The sequence below is a fragment of the Sporotomaculum syntrophicum genome (assembly GCF_009932395.1).
GTDB lineage: Bacteria > Bacillota > Desulfotomaculia > Desulfotomaculales > Desulfallaceae > Sporotomaculum > Sporotomaculum syntrophicum.
The window spans coordinates 91,422-110,399 of the sequence record NZ_LSRS01000008.1 but is presented as its reverse complement, the minus strand read 5'-3'; the positions used below and the strand labels follow the sequence as shown (position 1 = coordinate 110,399).

Sequence of the window (18,978 nt, the reverse complement as noted above, 5' to 3'; positions counted from 1 at the left end):
GTTGTTTTCTATATTCACTCAACAGGCGCGATAATTGGCTGCGGCAGCCTTAAATGCAGTCAAATCCTGAGCGGCCAAGTTAAGGCCTCCTCGTCATCATCTGGCTAAGCCTGACCGGCTGCCTGTTGCGCCGGCCTAACCCAGTATGTTCTTCAAGTCTTCCTCCGCCGTGGTGATCAGCTGGAGGTTATAGCTCTCCTGCAGAACAGCCAGCACATTGGGGGTCAAAAACGCAGGAACCGACGGGCCGATGCGAATGTTCTTAATGCCCAGGTGCAGCAGGGTGAACAGGATAGCCACTGCTTTTTGCTCGAACCAGGACAGCACCAGGCTCAGGGGCAGGTCGTTAAGGCCGCAGTTAAACACTTTAGCCAGGGCTGCGGCCACCTGAATTGCGGAGTAAGCGTTGTTACACTGGCCCATATCCAGCAGCCGCGGAATACCGTCGATGTCGCCCAGTTCGAGGTAATTGAAGCGGTACTTGCCGCAGCCCAGGGTAATGACAATACAGTCCTCCGGTATTTGCTTCACCAAATCGGTGTAATAGCTGCGGGATGCCCTGGCACCTTCACAGCCGCCCACCAGAAAGATATGGCGAATCTTGCCGGTTTTAACAGCGTCCACTACTTTGTCGGCAATGGAGAGCACGAAGTTGTGGTGGAAACCGGTAGTCAGGATGCCGCCTTCTTTCTCGGGCAGCGCGCCCAGGGTTTTCGCTTTTTCAATTACTTCTGTGAAGTCCCTATTTTCAATGTGGGTTACTCCAGGCAGTTTAGCAATACCGCAGGTAAACATGCGGTCTTTATAAGATTCTTTTGGTATCAGCACACAGTTGGTGGTGCCCAGGATAGATCCGGGGAATTCGTCAAATTCCTTCTTCTGGTTCTGCCAGGCGGTACCGTAATGGCCCACCAGGTTCTTGAACTTTTTCAGTTCGGGGTAAGCATGTCCTGGCAACATTTCGCCGTGGGTATATACGTTAACTCCGGCAGCTTCGGCCTGTACGAGCAGTTCATACATATCTAAAAAGTCATGACCGGTGATTAAGACCGCTGGGCCGGGTTTCAAGCCGGTAAATACCTGGGTTGGTTCGGGGGAGCCAAACCGTTCCATATTGGCTTTATCTAAAATTTCCATTGCCCGCAGGTTCATTTCACCGCATTTAAGCACTTTTTTGACCATGTCATTGAGGTCAAAATTGACGTTGGTCAAGGTAGTAAACAAGGCTTCATGCATAAATGCATCTACTTCTTCGTTCCGATAACCCAGCTCCCTGGCGTGGAAGGCGTAAGCTGCCACACCTTTGAGCCCGATAATCAGGGCATCCTGTAAGCTGGCCACATCCTCATTTTTACCGCATACTCCTACTTTGGTGCAGCCAGTGCCGCCGGCTGTTTGTTCACACTGATAACAAAACATATTTTTTACCCCCTTCAAGTTTATTTTTTTTTGTTGTATTTGCTTTGTTGTACTTAGTTTACCGCTCTGGGCAGCAGCAAACTATGATTCAGCTCACACTACGGGTATTAAGTTAATCACTAATTAGTTTAGTAAAGCAACTTAACGGGTCCGGGTGCTTGTCCAACTTAACCGGCGATGAGCAGCTTATTAGTCAATTACCTAAAATTTTTAATTTAATCTCCCGGCAGCTACAAATGCATCATTTGGCTAGTCACCGGCGGCACCGGGGCCTCAAAAAAGCCCAGCCCCTGTTCCTTCACACGCGGAACCGGGGGCTGGGCAGACAGAATAATATGTGGATTATTTTGTCGGGGGTGTTGATTAATTATATTCTGTACAGGAGGTGATTATACCAAAGCGCCCGCAGGGGGAGCGCTTTGAGTTGAATTATTAAGCTCCATAGTAGCCGAAGAATCCCATGCCAAATACCAGTAAAATCAGAATCAGAAAGAGAATGAAACTGCCATCAAAATAAGGTGCACTTCCGCCCATTGACACATTCCTCCTTAGTTAAATTTGTATTTTTTTTACGCTATATAATATGCCGACCCGGTAGAAAGTGTTACCGGGCTTACCACCGGATGCTCAACAAACAATTAATAGTAGACCCACAGCAATAAATTATCATATTATAGTAGAACAAAGGTTAAATGAGTTGAGCAGGGTATGAGTCACTTAATTTTTTTCCTAACATTGAGATTTAATTTCCAGGCCGGATTCCTTAAAATTCTGATACTTGTGGTGCTCTGATTGTTGGTACTTTGTTTTTCGTGCACTTTTTCTTCTCTTGTATCCTTTAAGTAGTACCAGCTGGCCAGAGAAAACCAGCCTAAATAGATCAGATATGGAACAACAAGGTTTCCATAATTCCAACGAAATATGCCCAAATTTTCCAAAACGTTAGAAAACATGGTGCTATACCCGGCTGCAAGCAAGACATAAATATAACTCCAGGGAATTTTTTCAGGAAAGAAATAAAAATACAAGATAAAGAAGGCCGTCCAGGCCAGAAGCGGGAAAAAGGGAATGCCCATAAAGCCAAACGGACCTATATTTATATATTCGCCAACACCGAGTATAGTAATTACTACGATAACTACAAGGTCGGCACCTGCACCAAAAATAATAGCGAATAACGATAACTTTTTAATTTGTTCTCTTGGCACCACCGCCAGCACGAGTAGCATTAAAAGCGCAGAATAAACCGGGTAAATAAAGTGCAAAGGCATTAAACAGTCTCATCCTCCCTTGGCTTAGGACATACCGAGGCAAAATGCCGCGTCATGGTTCTCTGCTCCTCAGGTTGTATCCCCTCAAAGTAAGCGGTCAATTGGAAATAACCCCAAGCAGCAGCGAGGAACAAGATTTAAAATGATTAATAGTATTTGTTCCCTGAGAATTATAATGTTATGCGATTCAGGCATCAATTGATGATCCGCCAAAAGCAGCTAAACTGCACGCAAACCGCATCCTTTTAACCAAAAAAAAGCCGGACAACCGCTGAACGAATACAATTCAGCAATTATCCGGCAGCAGTTAGTTACTTCTCCATCGGCATACGCGGGTCCCCACTCCACTCATAAATAGAGCCTTCATAGTTTCTAGCATTCTCAAAGCCTACGGCTCTGAGGATCATGGTCATATAACCAGATCTAATACCCATAGTTCAGTAAACTATAAAATCATCTTCCGGTTGTACATCAATAGAGGCCATCAGCGTTTTTATCTCCTCAGGACTCTTAAAAGTGTAGCCGGCGTCTTGATTAAGCAAATCTTTCCATTCTAAATGTACCGCCCCTTTAATGTGTCCGCCACGGGGTTCCCCGGCCTTTTGGGAACCTTGATATTCCCCTTCTGTACGGCAGTCGATAATCACTTGTTTACCTAAATTATCAAAGACATAATCTTTTGTGGCTAGATACCTCTGATCGTAATCTTGCAATACCACTCCGGAAACAGGTTTAGGCTGGGTTACTTCTTTGGTTGTCGGGTATCCCAACTCTTTCCAGGAAGTAGTTCCCCCAACCAGCATCTTCACATTATCCATCCCGGCCATCTTTAACTGCCAAACAGCTCTACCATCGGCTCCCGGGCCGGCGGTAAGATCCGAGTAAAAAACCACCGTCTTTTCCCTGTCTATACCCAACGAGGCCAGGGTTTTCTGCAAATCTTCTTTATCCTTTATGGTCCCCCAACCCGAATCGCCAGGTTTGCCCACAATATCACAAAAACCCTGTAAGCCAATCCCGATAGCGCCGGGAATGTGTTCTTTGGCGTAAATACTAGGATTATTGCAGTCAAGCAAGACCAGATTTTCGCTGTCCAACATGGAATGCAGCTGTTGAGACGTGATGAGAAAATCGTTATTCTGATAAACTGAGATGTCAAATTCCTTGATTGATTGCTTGTCTACAGACGCCGGCTCCTTTCCACAGCCGCTGATGGCCAAAGTAAGCACCAGAACCAGCAGTACCAGCAACAGCTGCCAGCACTTAAATCTCTTCCACAAACTTATTTCCCTCCTTTAGCTTTTTATCTTTCCAAACATTCTTCAAGAGCACCAGTAAAGCGCTCAGGGCAAAAAGCATTAACAGGCCAAAGACCATTGTTCTTACTGAACCGGTAAGCATTCCGCCGATATAGGAATAAACAATTGTCGCCGGCAGTTGGCCCACCCCGGTAGCGATAAAAAACGGCCAAAATCCCATCGCAGTCAATCCGGCGGCATAGCTGACAATATCAAAAGAAACAAAGGGCAGAAGCCGGGCAATTAGGATGGCATATTTACCGTAATGCTCGAAAAAATCATCGACGCTTTTCAGCGCTTTAACGGAGGTAAACTTGACTACCGTATCCCTGCCCAGGTACCTGGCAATATAAAAACAAAGCACTGCCCCGGCCATCGCGCTGGACCAGGAAAGTATAGCCCCGTAGACCCAGCCGAAGAGGCCAGCATTGGCAAAAGTTATAATGAAGGCCGGCAGCGGCGCCGCCACAGACTGAAACATCATTAAGACAAAGGAGACAACGGGCGCCCAGATGCCGAAGCTCAAAATATAGCCACGCACCATCTCCACATCTACGTTGCTTAAAATAAAGAAGGCCTGGTTAACATGAATCTTGACCCAGGGAACAAGAAAATAGATACCGCCAAGCACAGCTAGGAACAATATTTTTCCCTGATACCCGCGGAATATGTTTTTCACTAAACTAGTCACCTCCTTCTCCTTATAGACATCCATGCCGCTAACGCTCAGGATGACATTGCCTCAGGATAGCTTAATGCTTAACAGAATTTAGACGGGCCTTCTAAGACTTGCCAGCCGGCGTCAACAAGAATTTTCTTGCATCTGCCCACGTCAAAACCACGGTTTGTTTCAGTATAATTAACCACATCACGCGGGTTGCTGCCCGCTTCGGCCCAGAACAGGTTAGCCCCGGCCACCGCCCCGATTGCGTTAGGCTCATGGGTACAGTTACCCGGCACTTCCCGAGGGGTAACCAGGCGGACTACTCCTACAATCAGGGCCATCCGCGCCTCACCAACCATACCATATCGGCTCAGGCTAGTCCCCGGCAGCGTCACCCGACGCATCGCCCCGCTAAAGCCTGGCTTGGCCTCTCTGGCAATGATTATTTTCTCGATAATTTCCTCAACAGAGTGCTCAGGTCCAATCGGCTCCACACAGGTGCCTATTGCCAAACCGGCCCGCCTGGCCGCCTCTATGGTCTGCAGCCGGTCCTCCAGCTTAATGCGGTTCACCACGCCCTCACCTATGCGCACCGCATGATAAACCCCGGCAAAGCCGGCCTGCCGCAAAGCCACGGCCTGCTCATCATTAAAGTCAGCCATATTGGCGATTAAAGGCACGCTGGTCCGGAGCTCCCGCCTGACCTGCCGCCCCATCTCCAGAAAACCCTGGAAGTTTAACTGGGCAGTAGCCATAAGGTAAATGGCATTCGCCCCGGCCTGCTCCAGGTCAAGGGACTGTTCAAGCACCCGTTCCAGAGGCTCCACCTGCTGTTCGGTAAAGATTTTATTCTCGGCCGCAAAGGAACAAAAGGCGCAATTACAGCCGCAGGGTCCACTGTTCACACCCACCTGGCCATGGATTTCCGCCTTGCCGGAGCAGGCCTCCGCGCTCATTTGCCGGGCTTTAAATAAAAGGTAATAGAACTCCTCAGAGCCGGTGTCCAGATCCAGCAGTTCCTTAATCTCCCGTTGATTGAGCAGTTTTCCGTGATAAGCGTCATCAATAATTTCTTTAATCTTGTTTTGCATAACATCCACCTTTTTATATTTCTCCCCAAGTTAATTAACTTCCGGTTTCATATCGGGCAAGCGCTCCCTGAGTACGTTCCGCTCCCGGTTTACCAGCCAGAGCAGCCCGCCGTAAAGGCTGCACAAGCTTACCAGCACCGCAAAAAGCAATGAAGCCCCCAAGGCAGCGCTCCCGGCCACACCGTAGGAAGCAAGCAGTATCACATAAGCGCCTTCGCGCACCCCGTAGCCGTTAATTCCGATGGGTACCATCGCAATGGCGGAAATGGCGGGAATAATATACACTAACTCCAGCCAGCCCAGAGAGTTAACCTGGAGGCCGCGGAAAATAGCATAGTTTACAGCGACAACGGTTAACTGAAACAATACCGATAAACAGCCGGCCAGGAGCAGCCTTTGGCCATGACCGCGCACAGAGCGGCCATGGGCTAGAAAGGTGCGCAAAAAGTTACTTAATCGGCCATTCCTCTGAACCACAGATGCCGGCAGGCTCCCCCACATTAAGAAAACAAGCAACCCTGTGGCAACAAGGGTGAGACCAACGAAAAGCCAGCTCACCTGCCAGTTAGGTTTAACCACCAAGCCGGTCAGCAACCCGGTCAGGGCAAGACCCAGGGTGGCCATTATACGCTCTATGATCACAGATGAAGCCGCACAGGCCAGATTGGAAATGTTGCGGCCGACGAGGAAAATTCTAATCCCGTCGCCCCCGATGCTGGAAGGAAGAAAGTTATTGAAAAAAAGGCCGATCCAATAGGCCTTCCATAGCTGGTACCAGGGCAAATAAATGCTCTCGGCCTTTAAAATCTGCGACCATTTTTCCACGCTTACCACCATTGAGAGCACGATGAGCGCTGCAGCCAGGAGCAGCCAGCCGGGATTGGCCGTCAGGAATACCCCCCGTAAGGCCTGCCCATCCAGTTGATATATTAACAAGCCCAACAAGAGGACCGATATTAAAAACTTTAGTTTTGCAGCCATAATTATTTCACTTCATTTACTAACAATTTGCATTACTTGTAAATCATAATAAGTATAACAACAGATTACTTTGACTTCCAACTTAAATAATTTATATAAGTTCTTGTGGCTATAATAATTTTTTATAAAGTATCCATCATGAACCGACCGGTCCTTTTCGGAAAATCCGGGTGTCCCGGGTTCATTTTTTTAATTTTCCAAGCTAAATCCAACAGGTCAGACGGGCGATCCACATCAGGTAAAGGTTCCAGCAATCCACAAGTAAGTTTATAATGCCTGCAGACAGTAACAGTTCTCTGTAGGACTTCGCTGTCCCCCCAATTAATATCTTTAAAGAGGCCTTCCCAGGGATGAGACATACCAATTAAATAGTAACCGCCATCCAATGCCGGGCCACAAACAACTTGATACTCGTCCAACATGCTGATTGCTTTAGTTAAATAAGCAGCGGGCAAGAGAGGGGTATCCGTTCCAATTAAGATAACCGGCGAATAGCCAAGGCCGTGAGCGTAACTAATAGCTGACAGCATGCGCTGCCCGAGGTCGCCATTTGGCTGCGGGATAATGTCCACTCCGGGGCCTAAACCCGGCCTCAATTCATTGATTCTGTCCGGCGGCGTAGCCGCTATATAACCTTTGATACCGCCTACTTGCCCAACTTTTTCTATTGTGTCCTGTAAAAAAGCCCACTGTAAAGCTTCCCTTTGCTCCGGGGTCAGCACTTCGCTCAACCGGCTTTTACCTTCAGCAGATGGAACCCTGGCCATGACAACAAGTGCAGGCTTCCCCAATATCTCCCCCCCTAACCGGCAGGATTCAGTAATGAGCGTCTAGAAAAACAAAGGATTATGAAAAACAACACTCCGGAAATCAGCATTATCATTCCAACCTATAACGAGGCCGGCACCATAAAAACCACCATCGAACACCTGAAAAACCTTAATGGCAGCCATGAGGTTATCGTGGTGGATGGTGGAAGCACCGACAGCACCCTGAGTTTAATCGGTGAAGAGGTTAAAATAATTCAATCCCCCAAAGGCAGGGCTGTGCAAATGAACGCCGGCGCCCAGGCTGCTTCAGGGGAGATTTTGCTTTTCCTGCATAGCGATACAAAGCTTCCCGGCAATGGCTTGCAGCAAATCAAAACAGCCCTGGCCAATCAAAAGGTAGTCGGTGGCGCTTTCAAATTGATATTTGATCAACCCGGCCTGTTTTTTTACCTAGCGGCGCTTGGCTCCAACCTGAGAGCAGCTTTAACCGGCATCTATTTTGGTGATCAAGCTATCTTCGCCAGGCGCCAGGACTTCCTGCAAGTGGGAGGCTATCCCGTAGTTGAATTAATGGAAGACTGGACATTCTCCCGAAAACTAAGGCCGGCGGGAAAGACCGTGTTGTTAAAAGGGCCCGTGATAACTTCGGCCAGGCGCTGGCTTACTTACGGCAAATGGCAGACTGCCTGGCTGATGCATAAAATAAAATTTCTTTACCTGCTGGGAGTTAGTCCGGCTCATTTAGAGCGCTTGTACAGTGACCGGCACCGTTAATATTTGCTTTTTGCGACAGCAATAATTCCAAAGTGATCGCAGCGGTGGTTACGGTAATCTTTTTACACCGGGCATTTTTTAATAGAGAGTATTTTTTGCGCAGGCCTTTGCAGCAAGTTAAGCCAAACTCGCCGACAAACCGGCGGTGCAGTTCAGCTGTAAGCTTAGCAATTGTCCGGTCAAACCCCTTAATATCGGGACCTGCCAGCAAAGCGCCTATCGCCACCACCCCACCGGTAACCGCGCCACAGGCGCACCCGGAATTCATCCCATGCCCAAAACCGGCAGTAAGCTGAATAATGCCTTCAGTGCGGCCATTATAAACTTCAATATTGCTCAAAGCCACTGCCTGAGCGCAATTATAACCATCGTCAAAATACTTTTCCGCCCTGCGGCGCACCTCTTCATTCAGATTCAGCATGCCTTTGCCTCCACTACGCTTCATAATCAACGATAACTGCTTTCTTTCATCTTTATTTTAACCACGAGAGCATTAAATCCTTTATCAATAGCATAAATGTATCTTATATATGGCTATGAATTAATTATAATTATTTATGATTTGTCATTTGCCTTCGAGCGTAAGGAATCCTGTGTTTGGCTTGTTGATATAAGAGCTATTAAGCCAAATATTGTTATTCAATTTCACTTCTGTTATCACAGGACGCATTGATTTCACTGGTTGACTTAAGAGACTCGAACTATCAAACATGATTATGGGGACCGCTCCTTGGATTGTCCAAAATTACATAATATGGTACAATCCTTTCATTTGATGCAGCATCCATCAATAGCCGAAAGCGTCTATAAATATAGCATTTGACACTCCATAATCAGGCAATTCAGTCATCGGTTGCACATCTATACAGCCCGCGCTAATCACCTTTGAAAATGTTTCTTTGATGTCGGGGACGAGAATGTTAAACCAAATCGTTTTGGGTTCATCCGGGGTTGGTGCTTTCAACTCAAACTCTGGATTTTCATCCAACATGTGAAAGCGTAATCCGTATAGGGTAAAAATAACTTCATCCCTTTAGGATAATCTGTAACCTCAACACGTTCGATATCAAATACTTTTTCGTATAATTCCAATGCTTTCAAGCTGTCTGGAACAACCATATCAATTTCTACTCCGACCATCTCGAATCCACTCCTTACCTTATGCACGCCATATGCGCGGGCTCAAGAAGACCAGTATTGTGTAGATCTCAAGGCGACCAACCAGCATGCAAATGGCCAACACCATTTTACCCGCTTCTGGTATGGCCGAAAAATTGGAGACAGGGCCCACGATGCCAAAACCGGGTCCGATATTACCCAGGCATGCGGCCACAGCTGATAGGGCACTAAGCAAATCAACACCCATAGCAGTGATAATCAGGGTACTAAGGAACAGTAGCCCGAAGTATAAGAAGAAAAAGGTCTGCACGTTTTCTACCAACTCATCCGGTACTACACTGCGGCCCAGGCGAACCGGGATAACCGCCTTGGGGTGGGTGAGTTTGGCAACCTGCCGGAAAGAACTTTTAGCCAGGATTAAGTAACGTACAACTTTAATACCGCCCGAGGTGGAGCCGGCACAGCCGCCGATAAACATAAGCAGAAAAATCACACCCTGACTGAAGGTTGGCCACAATGTATAATCGGCGGTGGCAAAGCCTGTGGTAGTTAAAATAGATACCGTTTGAAATGCCGATTGACGCAATGCAGAGCCAATTTGGTAATCCATAATTGTAATTAAATTAATACTTATAAACAGACAGGCAAATAAAGTCACAGCCAAGTATAACTTAATTTCGGGGTCCCTCCATAGAGGTCCGAAATTGCCCCTCAGTGCATAATAGTGCAGCGTAAAGTTCATGCCGCAAATGAACATAAAAAAAATAATGATATACTCAGCCGCCGGGTTGTTCAATGCAGCCACACTGGAATTATAATTTGAAAATCCACCGGTGGCCACACTGCCAAAGGTATGGATAAAGGAATCGAACCAGCTTAGGCCGGCTATTTTTAAGGCAACAATTTCAGTAACTGTAATAATAGTATAAAGTTTATATAACTCCCGGGAGGTCTGAGTCACCCGTGGCAGTACCTTACTTTTATCCGGTCCGGTCACTTCGGCCCGAAACAGTTTCAGGCCGGCAATTTTCAATGAAGGAATTAGCGCCAGGGTTAATACAATTATTCCCATGCCACCCAGCCAATGGGTGACGCTGCGCCAGAAAAGGATACTTTTGGGTAGGCTTTCAATGTCTTTTAACACGCTAGCTCCGGTGGTAGTTAAACCGGACATGGCTTCGAAAAAAGCGTTGATAAAACCCGGGATAGCCCCACTAATTATGAAGGGTAGTGCCCCAAACAAGGCCAGCAGTATCCAGCTTATTGCAGCAATCATAAACCCTTCCCGGTACCCAACATCGCTATTGGTAACCAGGTTGCGAGAAAGAGGCAATCCAATTAGCGTTAGGGCAACAATAGAAAATGCAAAGGCCATAAACGCTTTTTCATAAAAATATAGAGCAATGCCCAATGAAGGGAGCATTGCCCCGGCTTCACAAAGTAGAACAAGCCCTAGTGCGCGTAGAATTAGTGGCTTATTCAAGACCAACTCCTCCAAGTCCACATATTGATTCAATAATGTGTACGTTATGCCCCAGGGCAAATATCACTAAACGATCATGCTCCTTAATGATGTCACTACCTTGGGGAATAATTACCTTATTACCTCGCATAATGGTGCCGATAATAGTGCCGGCCGGCAGGCCGGCTTTGTGCAAGGGGTGGCCAACAATTTTGCTGCCGGGCTGAACGATTAATTCAAGAACCTCAGCTTTTTCGTTAAGCAACAGGGAAAGAGATAGCAGTCGCCCGCCCTTGATGTAACGCAATACCTCGCTGGCTGTAATTAGGCGGGGGCTAATGGCGTAGTCTACACCCAGTTGTTCAACCAGGGGTGCGTAGCCGGGGCGGCTAACCTTGGCGATAACTCTTTTAGCACCCATTTGCTTGGCAAGTAAGGCCAGCAACAAATTCTCTTCATCAAGGCCGGTTACAGTGACAAAAGCGTCCATATCCTTAATGCCCTCATGGTACAATAGTTCCAAATCCGAGCCGTCAGCACATATTACAAAGGCATTGGGCAGCTTTTCGGCCAACTCTCGGCACTGGTCATTGTTCTGCTCGATGACTTTAACTTTCATGCCTCGGATACAAAGCCTTTCGGCCAGGTAAAAGCCGATGCGCCCGCCGCCCAAGATCATTACGTTTTGCACCCTGGCCCGCTTCTTTTTAATTTTAGCGCAAATCTTATTAATTACATCCGAATGTCCCAGCAGGTAGATAGTATCACCTGGTAAAACAACGTCCTGTCCGCCAGGGATAATCATACCACCGTTGCGGGATATAGCGACAATGAGCAGTGACTGCGGAATATCCATATCCACTAGTTTTTTGTTGGCAAAAAACGGAATGCCTTCATTTATAGTTATATCAGCCAATTGCACTTGCCCTCTGGCAAAGGGTTCCATATGCACGGGCAAAGCCATGGTAAGAAAACGATTGATTTCCATAGCTGCTGAGTATTCCGGGTTAATGACCAGGTCAATACCCATTGCTTCTTTGCTAATAATTATATTCTGGGCATATTCAGGGTCCCTGATGCGGGCTACAGTACGTGATATGCCAATCCGTTTGGCTGTCATACATGCGATCATGTTTACCTCGTCGCTGTTAGTTACCGCAATGAGCAGGCCGGATTTAGCTACGTTGGGTGAACTGAGGATTTTGGCGGTAGAACCATTACCCCTGATGAAAAGGCAATCCAAGTCTTCCTCAATTTTTTGCAGTTTTGCTGCATTTTTTTCAATTATAACTATATCGTGCCCTTCTTGCAGCAATCGGACAGCTATTTCTGTGCCAATTTTACCTGCCCCGATAATTGTGGTTTTCAATTTATGCACCTCGATATTTTACCGGTGTCTAAATGCAATGTTTAGTATACGCTTAAGTTTTTTATGTAGCAATGAATTTCTCTTCCCAAGAAAAAATTATCACCACACGAAAAATTCATAAGACGACACGTTCGATATCAAATACTTTTTCGTATAACAATGTTTTCAAGCTGTCTGTAATAACCATATCAATTTACACCGTCCATTTCGAATCCACTATATTTTTTCCTATCTGAATATTTTTCTGCAGATCTAACCGGTACACCCATTACCGGGAGGAATGATTCATCAATCGTTCAGAAAATTGCGCCGCAAATGTCAATATTTTTTTGGTGTAGCCAGCCAGGAAACAAGCTATGGGACAACAAAAAAAGCCCGGTCGCGAAAAATCGAAAGTTTCGCTTTACCCCGGCTTATATGCGTAGTTGGCCTACACCTTAGTGGAAATGAGAAACACTTTTTCAAGTCAGTAATACACTAACACAATTGTGAATCTGTACAAATTAAAATTTCTTGTTAACTAATGGGATAAGAGACTTACCGTTAGTGACCAAGTGACTACAATAATACTCTCAATAAATGTATATTTATGTTTGGGTTTTAAATCTTACATAAAACGTTGTTCCAGTTGAACCAGTTTCAATATCTATTTTGGCATTATTTCTCTGAGCAATGCTAAAACAAACAGCAAGCCCCAGACCCGTTCCATTGTCTTTAGTTGTAAAAAACGGTGTTCCAATTTTCTCCAAGACTTCTGGGGCAATTCCCGCACCTTGGTCTTGCACTGCAAGGACTATCCTGTCATCATCTTTGAATGTTTTGATGGACAGAAGTCCGCCGGGTGACATTGCTTCAAGACCATTACGAACAAGGTTAAGGATAAGCTGTTTAATCTCATTTCTATCAATTAGTATGTATGGAATATCACCAAGTTCCACTCCGATACTTTTATCCTGCTTCATGGCATCAGCCTGGAGCAGAGGTAAGATAGTCCTAATCTTCTGATTTAGATTTTGCCTTTTCAATTCAACAGCCTTGTTCTTAGCCAGTGAAAGAAATTCAGTTATAATAGAATTAGCTCTGTCCAGCTCATCGATCATTAAATCCATATATTCCTTGTCCTGAGCATACCTGTCCTTACCCCCGAGTAATTGCAGAAAACCTCTCACAAACGTCATAGGATTGCGAATTTCGTGACCGATTCCAGCAGCCATCTCTCCGACCAAGTTCAAACGGTCTAAACGTGCAATTTCATTCTGGTAACGTCTTAACTCTGTAATATCATTTGCAATAGTAAGAATACACCTCTCGTTATTCCATGTTATGGTAACCCCTGACAGTAAAACATTCAACGGCTCACCCGATTTGGTATAATACTTTGTTTCAAAGTTTTCGACAAAACCATTTTTCTCAATCTCTTCGATATATTTAAGACGTTCGTTTATATCCCAGAGATGAATATCAGTTACTGTACACCCAATCAACTCTTCCTTGGTATAGCCACACCTCTTTACAAAGGTTTCATTAACTTCTATAAGCATACCATTTTTTATTGATATAGCTACTAGCAGAGGGTTATAAGTAAAAGTTTTATAGAATAATTCTTCTGACAAACGCAAATCCTTTGCTGCTTTCTTGTTTTCAGCGATATCAATTGAAGAGGAAAGTATACACTTTTCACCCTCAATATCTATTAAAGTAATAGTTGAAACCATATAACCGGTCTCACCTGACCTGCGTCTAAATTTATATTCGTGATTACTGATATAACCATTATCTAGAAGATGTTTCTCCATTTCTTGCTTATGCTTCAGGTCTGCCCAGACACCTAGTTCTATAACACTTTTACCTATCATGTCTTCCCTTTTATAACCAAATACTTTTGCAAAACTATTGTTCACATCTATATATACACCGTCTTTGAGTCTTCTAATGCCCATTGCTGCCTGATTAAAATAAAAGGCTTTATAGAATTTATCATCGGACAAACGAAAAGCTTCTTCTGTCTTCTTGCATCCAGTTATATTCCTTACAATCATGCTGGATAAAATTTGACCATTACTATGCTTAAATAGCTTTGATGTTACTTCACCATCAAATTTCGTTCCATCTTTGCGTAACAATGTCATCCCACTGGAAATACTTCCTTCCTTTTTTCTTTCCTTTAAGGCTTTCACAACTCTTGAGTCATCCATATCAAAGATTTCATTCAGCCGGACAGCACATAACTCCTTTTCGGTTCTACCAAACATATGGCATGCAGCAGGGTTAGCTGATAGTATAGTACCACCTGGAATGGTTAATAAAATACCGTCAAGGCTGTTATTAAATATGGCATGGTAAAGCTCTTGGCTTTCAAGCAGTTTTTCTTTTCCGATTTCTTCTACAAACCTTATATTTTCAGCTTCAAGCTCTTTTATACGCTCATTATATTGTTCAGATTGTTCAGATTGTTTAGATTGTTTAGATACCTCATCTTCAGTGGTAGTCAAAATATACAACCCCTCGTTGACGAAATTATTGACTATTTATTATTTATACAGCAGATTCATTTATCCTTCGAGAACAATGTAATATTTTGTTATACAATAAATTTTATGTTAACTTTTTAAAGCCGTACTGACACTTTCAAATATTTAAGGACACCCAAGGGTGTCCTTTGCACTTGCTCTAAAAAAATGTTAGACTTATTGCTCAATTAACCAGTCTGACTCTATGCTGGCGAAATCCTGCCCGCTACGTTCTTACTATCCGTTAACCCTTCTGCCGGAAATCAGCCAGGGGGCTGGAAACGGCTCCATCATTTTTTTGCTATTGACTCGCGAAACTCCTATATGGATGGCTTCAGTGCGCTCCAAACCGTATTCCCTAAACAAAGCAGGCAGAGACGTTAGCATTTCGAAGTCCAATGTGTAAATCACAAATTCCATGTCGGGGTTGACAGCCAGCAGACTTTTTATTTCACTGCCAATCCTGGGAGATGCCACGATAAACGCTACGTCCGGTACCGGCAGATTAGCCAGGATATCATCATTAAGAGATTCTATAATGATTACGTTGTTCAGACCAAACTTGTCTACATTACATTTCATGGTAACCCGATCCCGGTGGTCATATTCCACAGCTATGACACTGCCCTCGGCAGCAATTATGGCAGCTTCCACCGCAATGCTCTCACCTGAAATGATACATATATTATCCTGGTCCCCCACATTGAGCTTACTCATGATAATTGCCCGAACTTCCCGGCACACATACTGAACAGAGCCACAGGAAAAACGGCTGTTCTCAATACCTATCTGATAATTCGTTGCAGCGTTAGGATTCATAATCAACATAGCTGCAGAGGCATTAATCCCGCGGTTGATCATATCTGAAACCTTGTTGTGCTTGATCTCACCGGATGGCTCCGAGCCCTCATTGTACCAGATATCGCAGTCACCCAGTTCCGCATTCCACATGTCATAAAAAATATCCGGATGTCCAGCGTCCGTAAAGACCAGCACTGCCCGGTTGCTCATCACGGTCGGAAGCAGGTTCTTATTCTTCCCTGTAATGTCCAGCATCTTCAGTTTGGTCAGGTTGATTGGAGCGTTCTGTGAAAAATACTGGAGCCAAGCTAAAACCAACTCATTAGTAAACATTGTCTGTTCCACAGGCAACACCTCCTTGTTAACAATTATCATACCATATTGTTAGATTTTATTTCCAGTGTAAAGTTCAAGTTTTAAACGCCTGTGCGTTCCAGCAAGCGTTCCCATTTTTGATCCACATAGGCTTGCGCTTCTTCAATCATCCACTCATTGCCTGGCTGGAACATATGACGGAATCTACCCTGCGGGCGGAGAAAATCTTCCACGGGCAGCTTTTTCTTCGGAATATAGGTCAGACGCCACATTCCCTCCTCCACTTCATAGAGGGGCCAAACACAGGTATCCACCGCCAGCCTGGCAATCTCCGCAAGCTTTTCCGTGGGGTAGTCCCAACCGCGGGGACATGGAGATAGTACGTTCAAAAAGCAAGGCCCTTTCGTGTAAATGGCTTTATAAGACTTGGTGTGCAGATCCTTGAAACTGCCTAGCGGTGCCGTCTGAGCTGCATAAGGGATATGATGAGCCACCAGAATTTCAGTCAGATCTTTTTTATTTTGCTTTTTACCCTGCCCCACAGTTCCTACCGGCGTGGTAGTCGTGCGGGCAAAATGAGGTGTTGAAGAGGAACGCTGGATGCCGGTATTCATGTAAGCCTCATTATCATAACAGACATAGACCATGTCATGGCCGCGATCCATAGCACCTGACAAGGATTGCAGCCCTATATCGTAAGTGCCGCCGTCACCGCCAAAAGTAATGAATTTGACGGTCCCATCTACCTTACCGCGGCGTTTCAAAGCGTTATATGCTGCTTCCACTCCGGAACAGGTAGCCGCGGAGTTTTCAAAAGCCGAATGAATGTAGCTGTCCATATAGGCAGTGTAAGGATACATGAAAGTGGAGACCTCCAGGCAACTGGTAGCATTAACCACCACTGCCCGTTCTTCTCGTTTCAAGGCCCGCAGCACCCCCGACACCACGATCCCGGCGCCGCAGCCGGCGCAAAGCCTGTGCCCTCCGGTGAACCGGACCGGCTTTTCAACTTCCCGTTTCAGGTTATATACCGTGCTCATGCGTTCTCCTCCTTTGACCTCTGCCCCATATGGGTATATACCGGTCCAATCTCCCCGGTCGCAGCAATATTCGCCAGCCGGCCGAACACTTTTTCTATATCCTCGGTATTAACATCACGGCCGCCCAGGCCGTAAACGATATTAATCATATACGGGCGATTTTTTAAATCATACAAAGCACTGCGGGTCTCGGCAAATAAAGGACCTCCATTGGCTGAAAAGCCCTCGGACTTATCCATGACGGCTACGGCCTTGGTACCCGCTAGAGCCCGGGCCAGCTCCTCGCCCGGGAAAGGACGGAACACCCTTATTTTCACCAGCCCGGCCTTTACTCCTTCCTCCCGCAGCTTGTCCACGGCTGCTTTAGCGGTTCCGGCAGTGGATCCGATTAGCACCAGAGCAAGTTCCGCATCCTCCATTCTATATTCTTCAAACAGGCCGTAGCGCCGGCCGGAAATCTTTTCAAACTCGGCAGCTACCTCCAGTATGCGGGCTTTGGCCGCCTTCATCGCCTCAGCCTCCAGGACCTTGTGTTCCATGTAATAGGAACTTACATCATACGGCCCTACCGCCAGCGGATTTTCCTTTTTCAGCAAATAATGTTCCGGGTTATATTCTCCAATAAACCGGCGCACCACATCCGTCTCCAAAAGCTCGATGTTCTCTACGGCATGACTGGTAATGAAGCCATCCATACAGGTCATCACCGGTAAGCGTACGCTCGGAGTCTCGCCGATGGGCATGGCCATGAGAAAATTATCGTAAGCTTCCTGGTTATTTTCGGCATAAATTTGGATCCAGCCGGAATCCCTGGCCCCCATCGAGTCGGAGTGATCATTGTTAATGTTAATTGGCCCCGTAAGAGCCCGGTTGACGCAGGCCAGTATAATGGGCAGACGGCAGGAAGCCGCCACGTACAAAAGCTCGTACATCAAGGCCAGACCGGCGGAGGAAGTAGCACAGACGGCCCTGGCTCCGGCAGCCTGCGCTGCAATGCACACAGACATTGAACTGTGCTCAGACTCCACGGTTACATATTCGGTATTTACCTCGCCGTCGGCTACATACTGGGCGAAGTATTCAGGAATTTCGGTGGAGGGAGTGATTGGAAAAGCTCCCATGACATCAGGATTTATCTGTTTTAAGGCATAAGCTACAGCTTCGTTGCCGGAAAGGCGATTACTCATTGGGGGCACCTCCACTCACCATAGTAATTGCCTGGAAGGGACACACGTTTTCACAGATGCCGCAGCCTTTACAGTGCATATAATCGAAGTCCAGACGTTTCCCGTCCTGTACCGGAATAGCTATGTCCGGGCAGAAAGGCACACAAAGCATGCAGTGTTTACATGCTGCTTCGTGAAAAACAGGCGTGTTGGTTCGCCATGTACCTGTATTGAAAAGCCGTGCGGTTCCCGGTTCGTAGATCTCCCCACCGGGGGTCAGATCTTGCCAGGGGGTTCGTTCGTTGATATCCTTTGCATGTATCATCCTACCAGCACCTCCGCCATGGATTTTCTCAGTGTTAGCATGTTCCCCTCAATAACCTCGGGCTTGTCGGCAAATTTATGTTTAAAAGATTCTTCTATATCCACTAAAAAACGCTCAGCATCCAAAACGCCGCTCACCTTAACCACAGCGGCCAGCATCGGGGTATTCGGTAAGTTTTTACCTAGAATTTCTTCCGAAATGCGGCGGGCATCGATGGTACAGATTTTTCCGGCCCAACCCCGCAGCCTGGGACGCATCTCCTGGGGAGAAAGGGTAGTGTTAATGATTATTGCTCCACCCTCTTTTAGCCCTCCGGTAACGTCGACGCTGTCCAGCAAGCTTTCATCCACCACAATCACATAGTCCGGGTAGTAAATGTTGGAATGGATAGTACACCGTTTTTCACTGATGCGATTATAAGCTGTAATCGGGGCCCCCATCCGTTCCGGCCCATACTCCGGGAATCCCTGGACGAATTTTCCTGCCAAACCGGCCACATCCGCCAGCAGCAGGCAGGCACTCTTGGCTCCCTGCCCGCCCCGGCCGTGCCAGCGAATTTCTACCATATCATTGGTTGCCATTGCTTTTTCCTCCAGTCATATG

Annotated in this window: 19 protein-coding genes; 1 reads left to right on the top strand and 18 read right to left on the bottom strand. The window is 46.2% G+C overall.

What is annotated here, in order from left to right:
* Window positions 1–135: 135 nt before the first annotated feature.
* The 7 genes from hcp to SPSYN_RS14180 all read right to left on the bottom strand — a co-directional run bounded on the left by hcp (window position 136) and on the right by SPSYN_RS14180 (window position 7,515).
* Window positions 136–1,419: a hydroxylamine reductase gene (hcp, locus tag SPSYN_RS14210; protein ID WP_161823151.1), complete on the bottom strand. Its 1,284-nt coding sequence runs from the start codon at window positions 1,417–1,419 to the stop codon at window positions 136–138.
* 713 nt (window positions 1,420–2,132) lie between these two features.
* On the bottom strand, window positions 2,133–2,690 hold the full coding sequence (locus SPSYN_RS14205; RefSeq protein ID WP_202623847.1) for a hypothetical protein: 558 nt from the start codon (window positions 2,688–2,690) through the stop codon (window positions 2,133–2,135).
* A 437-nt stretch (window positions 2,691–3,127) separates the two neighbouring features.
* On the bottom strand, window positions 3,128–3,970 hold the full coding sequence (locus SPSYN_RS14200) for a sulfurtransferase (protein ID WP_161823150.1): 843 nt from the start codon (window positions 3,968–3,970) through the stop codon (window positions 3,128–3,130).
* On the bottom strand, window positions 3,954–4,667 hold the full coding sequence (locus SPSYN_RS14195) for a TVP38/TMEM64 family protein (RefSeq protein ID WP_243153068.1): 714 nt from the start codon (window positions 4,665–4,667) through the stop codon (window positions 3,954–3,956). Before SPSYN_RS14195 ends, SPSYN_RS14200 begins: the two co-directional genes overlap by 17 nt.
* An 80-nt stretch (window positions 4,668–4,747) precedes the next feature.
* The gene (locus SPSYN_RS14190; RefSeq protein ID WP_161823148.1) at window positions 4,748–5,743 is read right to left on the bottom strand and encodes a radical SAM protein; all 996 of its coding nucleotides are present in this window, start codon (window positions 5,741–5,743) and stop codon (window positions 4,748–4,750) included.
* Window positions 5,744–5,773: 30 nt separating this feature from the next.
* Entirely contained in the window at window positions 5,774–6,724 is a 951-nt protein-coding gene (locus tag SPSYN_RS14185; protein ID WP_161823147.1) for a lysylphosphatidylglycerol synthase transmembrane domain-containing protein, read from the bottom strand.
* A gap of 122 nt (window positions 6,725–6,846) precedes the next feature.
* Window positions 6,847–7,515, bottom strand: coding sequence for a TIGR04282 family arsenosugar biosynthesis glycosyltransferase (locus SPSYN_RS14180; RefSeq protein WP_161823146.1), 669 nt, complete (start codon window positions 7,513–7,515; stop codon window positions 6,847–6,849).
* Window positions 7,516–7,572: 57 nt separating this feature from the next.
* On the opposite strand from SPSYN_RS14180, the gene SPSYN_RS14175 reads away from it, so the two are divergent.
* Entirely contained in the window at window positions 7,573–8,268 is a 696-nt protein-coding gene (locus SPSYN_RS14175; protein ID WP_161823145.1) for a TIGR04283 family arsenosugar biosynthesis glycosyltransferase, read from the top strand.
* Here the strand turns inward: SPSYN_RS14175 and SPSYN_RS14170 are convergent.
* The 11 genes from SPSYN_RS14170 to SPSYN_RS14125 all read right to left on the bottom strand — a co-directional run bounded on the left by SPSYN_RS14170 (window position 8,222) and on the right by SPSYN_RS14125 (window position 18,956).
* A complete protein-coding gene (locus tag SPSYN_RS14170) occupies window positions 8,222–8,689 on the bottom strand; it encodes a C-GCAxxG-C-C family protein (RefSeq protein WP_161823144.1) in 468 nt (155 codons plus the stop codon). The two genes, SPSYN_RS14175 and SPSYN_RS14170, sit on opposite strands and share 47 nt — an antisense overlap.
* A gap of 366 nt (window positions 8,690–9,055) precedes the next feature.
* Complete coding sequence (locus SPSYN_RS16085) at window positions 9,056–9,259, bottom strand: VOC family protein (protein WP_243153067.1); 204 nt, start codon at window positions 9,257–9,259, stop codon at window positions 9,056–9,058.
* Window positions 9,229–9,408 (bottom strand): VOC family protein, encoded by a 180-nt coding sequence (locus SPSYN_RS16080; protein WP_243153066.1) that lies wholly within the window; start codon window positions 9,406–9,408, stop codon window positions 9,229–9,231. Before SPSYN_RS16080 ends, SPSYN_RS16085 begins: the two co-directional genes overlap by 31 nt.
* Before the next feature lie 19 nt (window positions 9,409–9,427).
* A complete protein-coding gene (locus tag SPSYN_RS14160; protein ID WP_161823143.1) occupies window positions 9,428–10,870 on the bottom strand; it encodes a TrkH family potassium uptake protein in 1,443 nt (480 codons plus the stop codon).
* Window positions 10,863–12,218, bottom strand: coding sequence for a Trk system potassium transporter TrkA (trkA, locus tag SPSYN_RS14155; protein ID WP_161823142.1), 1,356 nt, complete (start codon window positions 12,216–12,218; stop codon window positions 10,863–10,865). Before trkA ends, SPSYN_RS14160 begins: the two co-directional genes overlap by 8 nt.
* A 587-nt stretch (window positions 12,219–12,805) precedes the next feature.
* The gene (locus SPSYN_RS14150) at window positions 12,806–14,710 is read right to left on the bottom strand and encodes a PAS domain S-box protein (RefSeq protein WP_161823141.1); all 1,905 of its coding nucleotides are present in this window, start codon (window positions 14,708–14,710) and stop codon (window positions 12,806–12,808) included.
* A gap of 255 nt (window positions 14,711–14,965) precedes the next feature.
* The gene (locus tag SPSYN_RS14145; RefSeq protein ID WP_161823140.1) at window positions 14,966–15,874 is read right to left on the bottom strand and encodes a precorrin-6B methylase; all 909 of its coding nucleotides are present in this window, start codon (window positions 15,872–15,874) and stop codon (window positions 14,966–14,968) included.
* A 71-nt stretch (window positions 15,875–15,945) separates the two neighbouring features.
* Window positions 15,946–16,884, bottom strand: coding sequence for a thiamine pyrophosphate-dependent enzyme (locus SPSYN_RS14140; RefSeq protein WP_161823139.1), 939 nt, complete (start codon window positions 16,882–16,884; stop codon window positions 15,946–15,948).
* A complete protein-coding gene (gene porA, locus SPSYN_RS14135; RefSeq protein ID WP_161823138.1) occupies window positions 16,881–18,071 on the bottom strand; it encodes a pyruvate ferredoxin oxidoreductase in 1,191 nt (396 codons plus the stop codon). Before porA ends, SPSYN_RS14140 begins: the two co-directional genes overlap by 4 nt.
* The gene (locus SPSYN_RS14130; RefSeq protein WP_161823137.1) at window positions 18,064–18,375 is read right to left on the bottom strand and encodes a 4Fe-4S binding protein; all 312 of its coding nucleotides are present in this window, start codon (window positions 18,373–18,375) and stop codon (window positions 18,064–18,066) included. The genes porA and SPSYN_RS14130 overlap by 8 nt, the downstream gene beginning before the upstream one ends.
* Window positions 18,372–18,956 (bottom strand): 2-oxoacid:acceptor oxidoreductase family protein, encoded by a 585-nt coding sequence (locus tag SPSYN_RS14125; protein ID WP_161823136.1) that lies wholly within the window; start codon window positions 18,954–18,956, stop codon window positions 18,372–18,374. The genes SPSYN_RS14130 and SPSYN_RS14125 overlap by 4 nt, the downstream gene beginning before the upstream one ends.
* Between the last annotated feature and the right edge of the window lie 22 nt (window positions 18,957–18,978).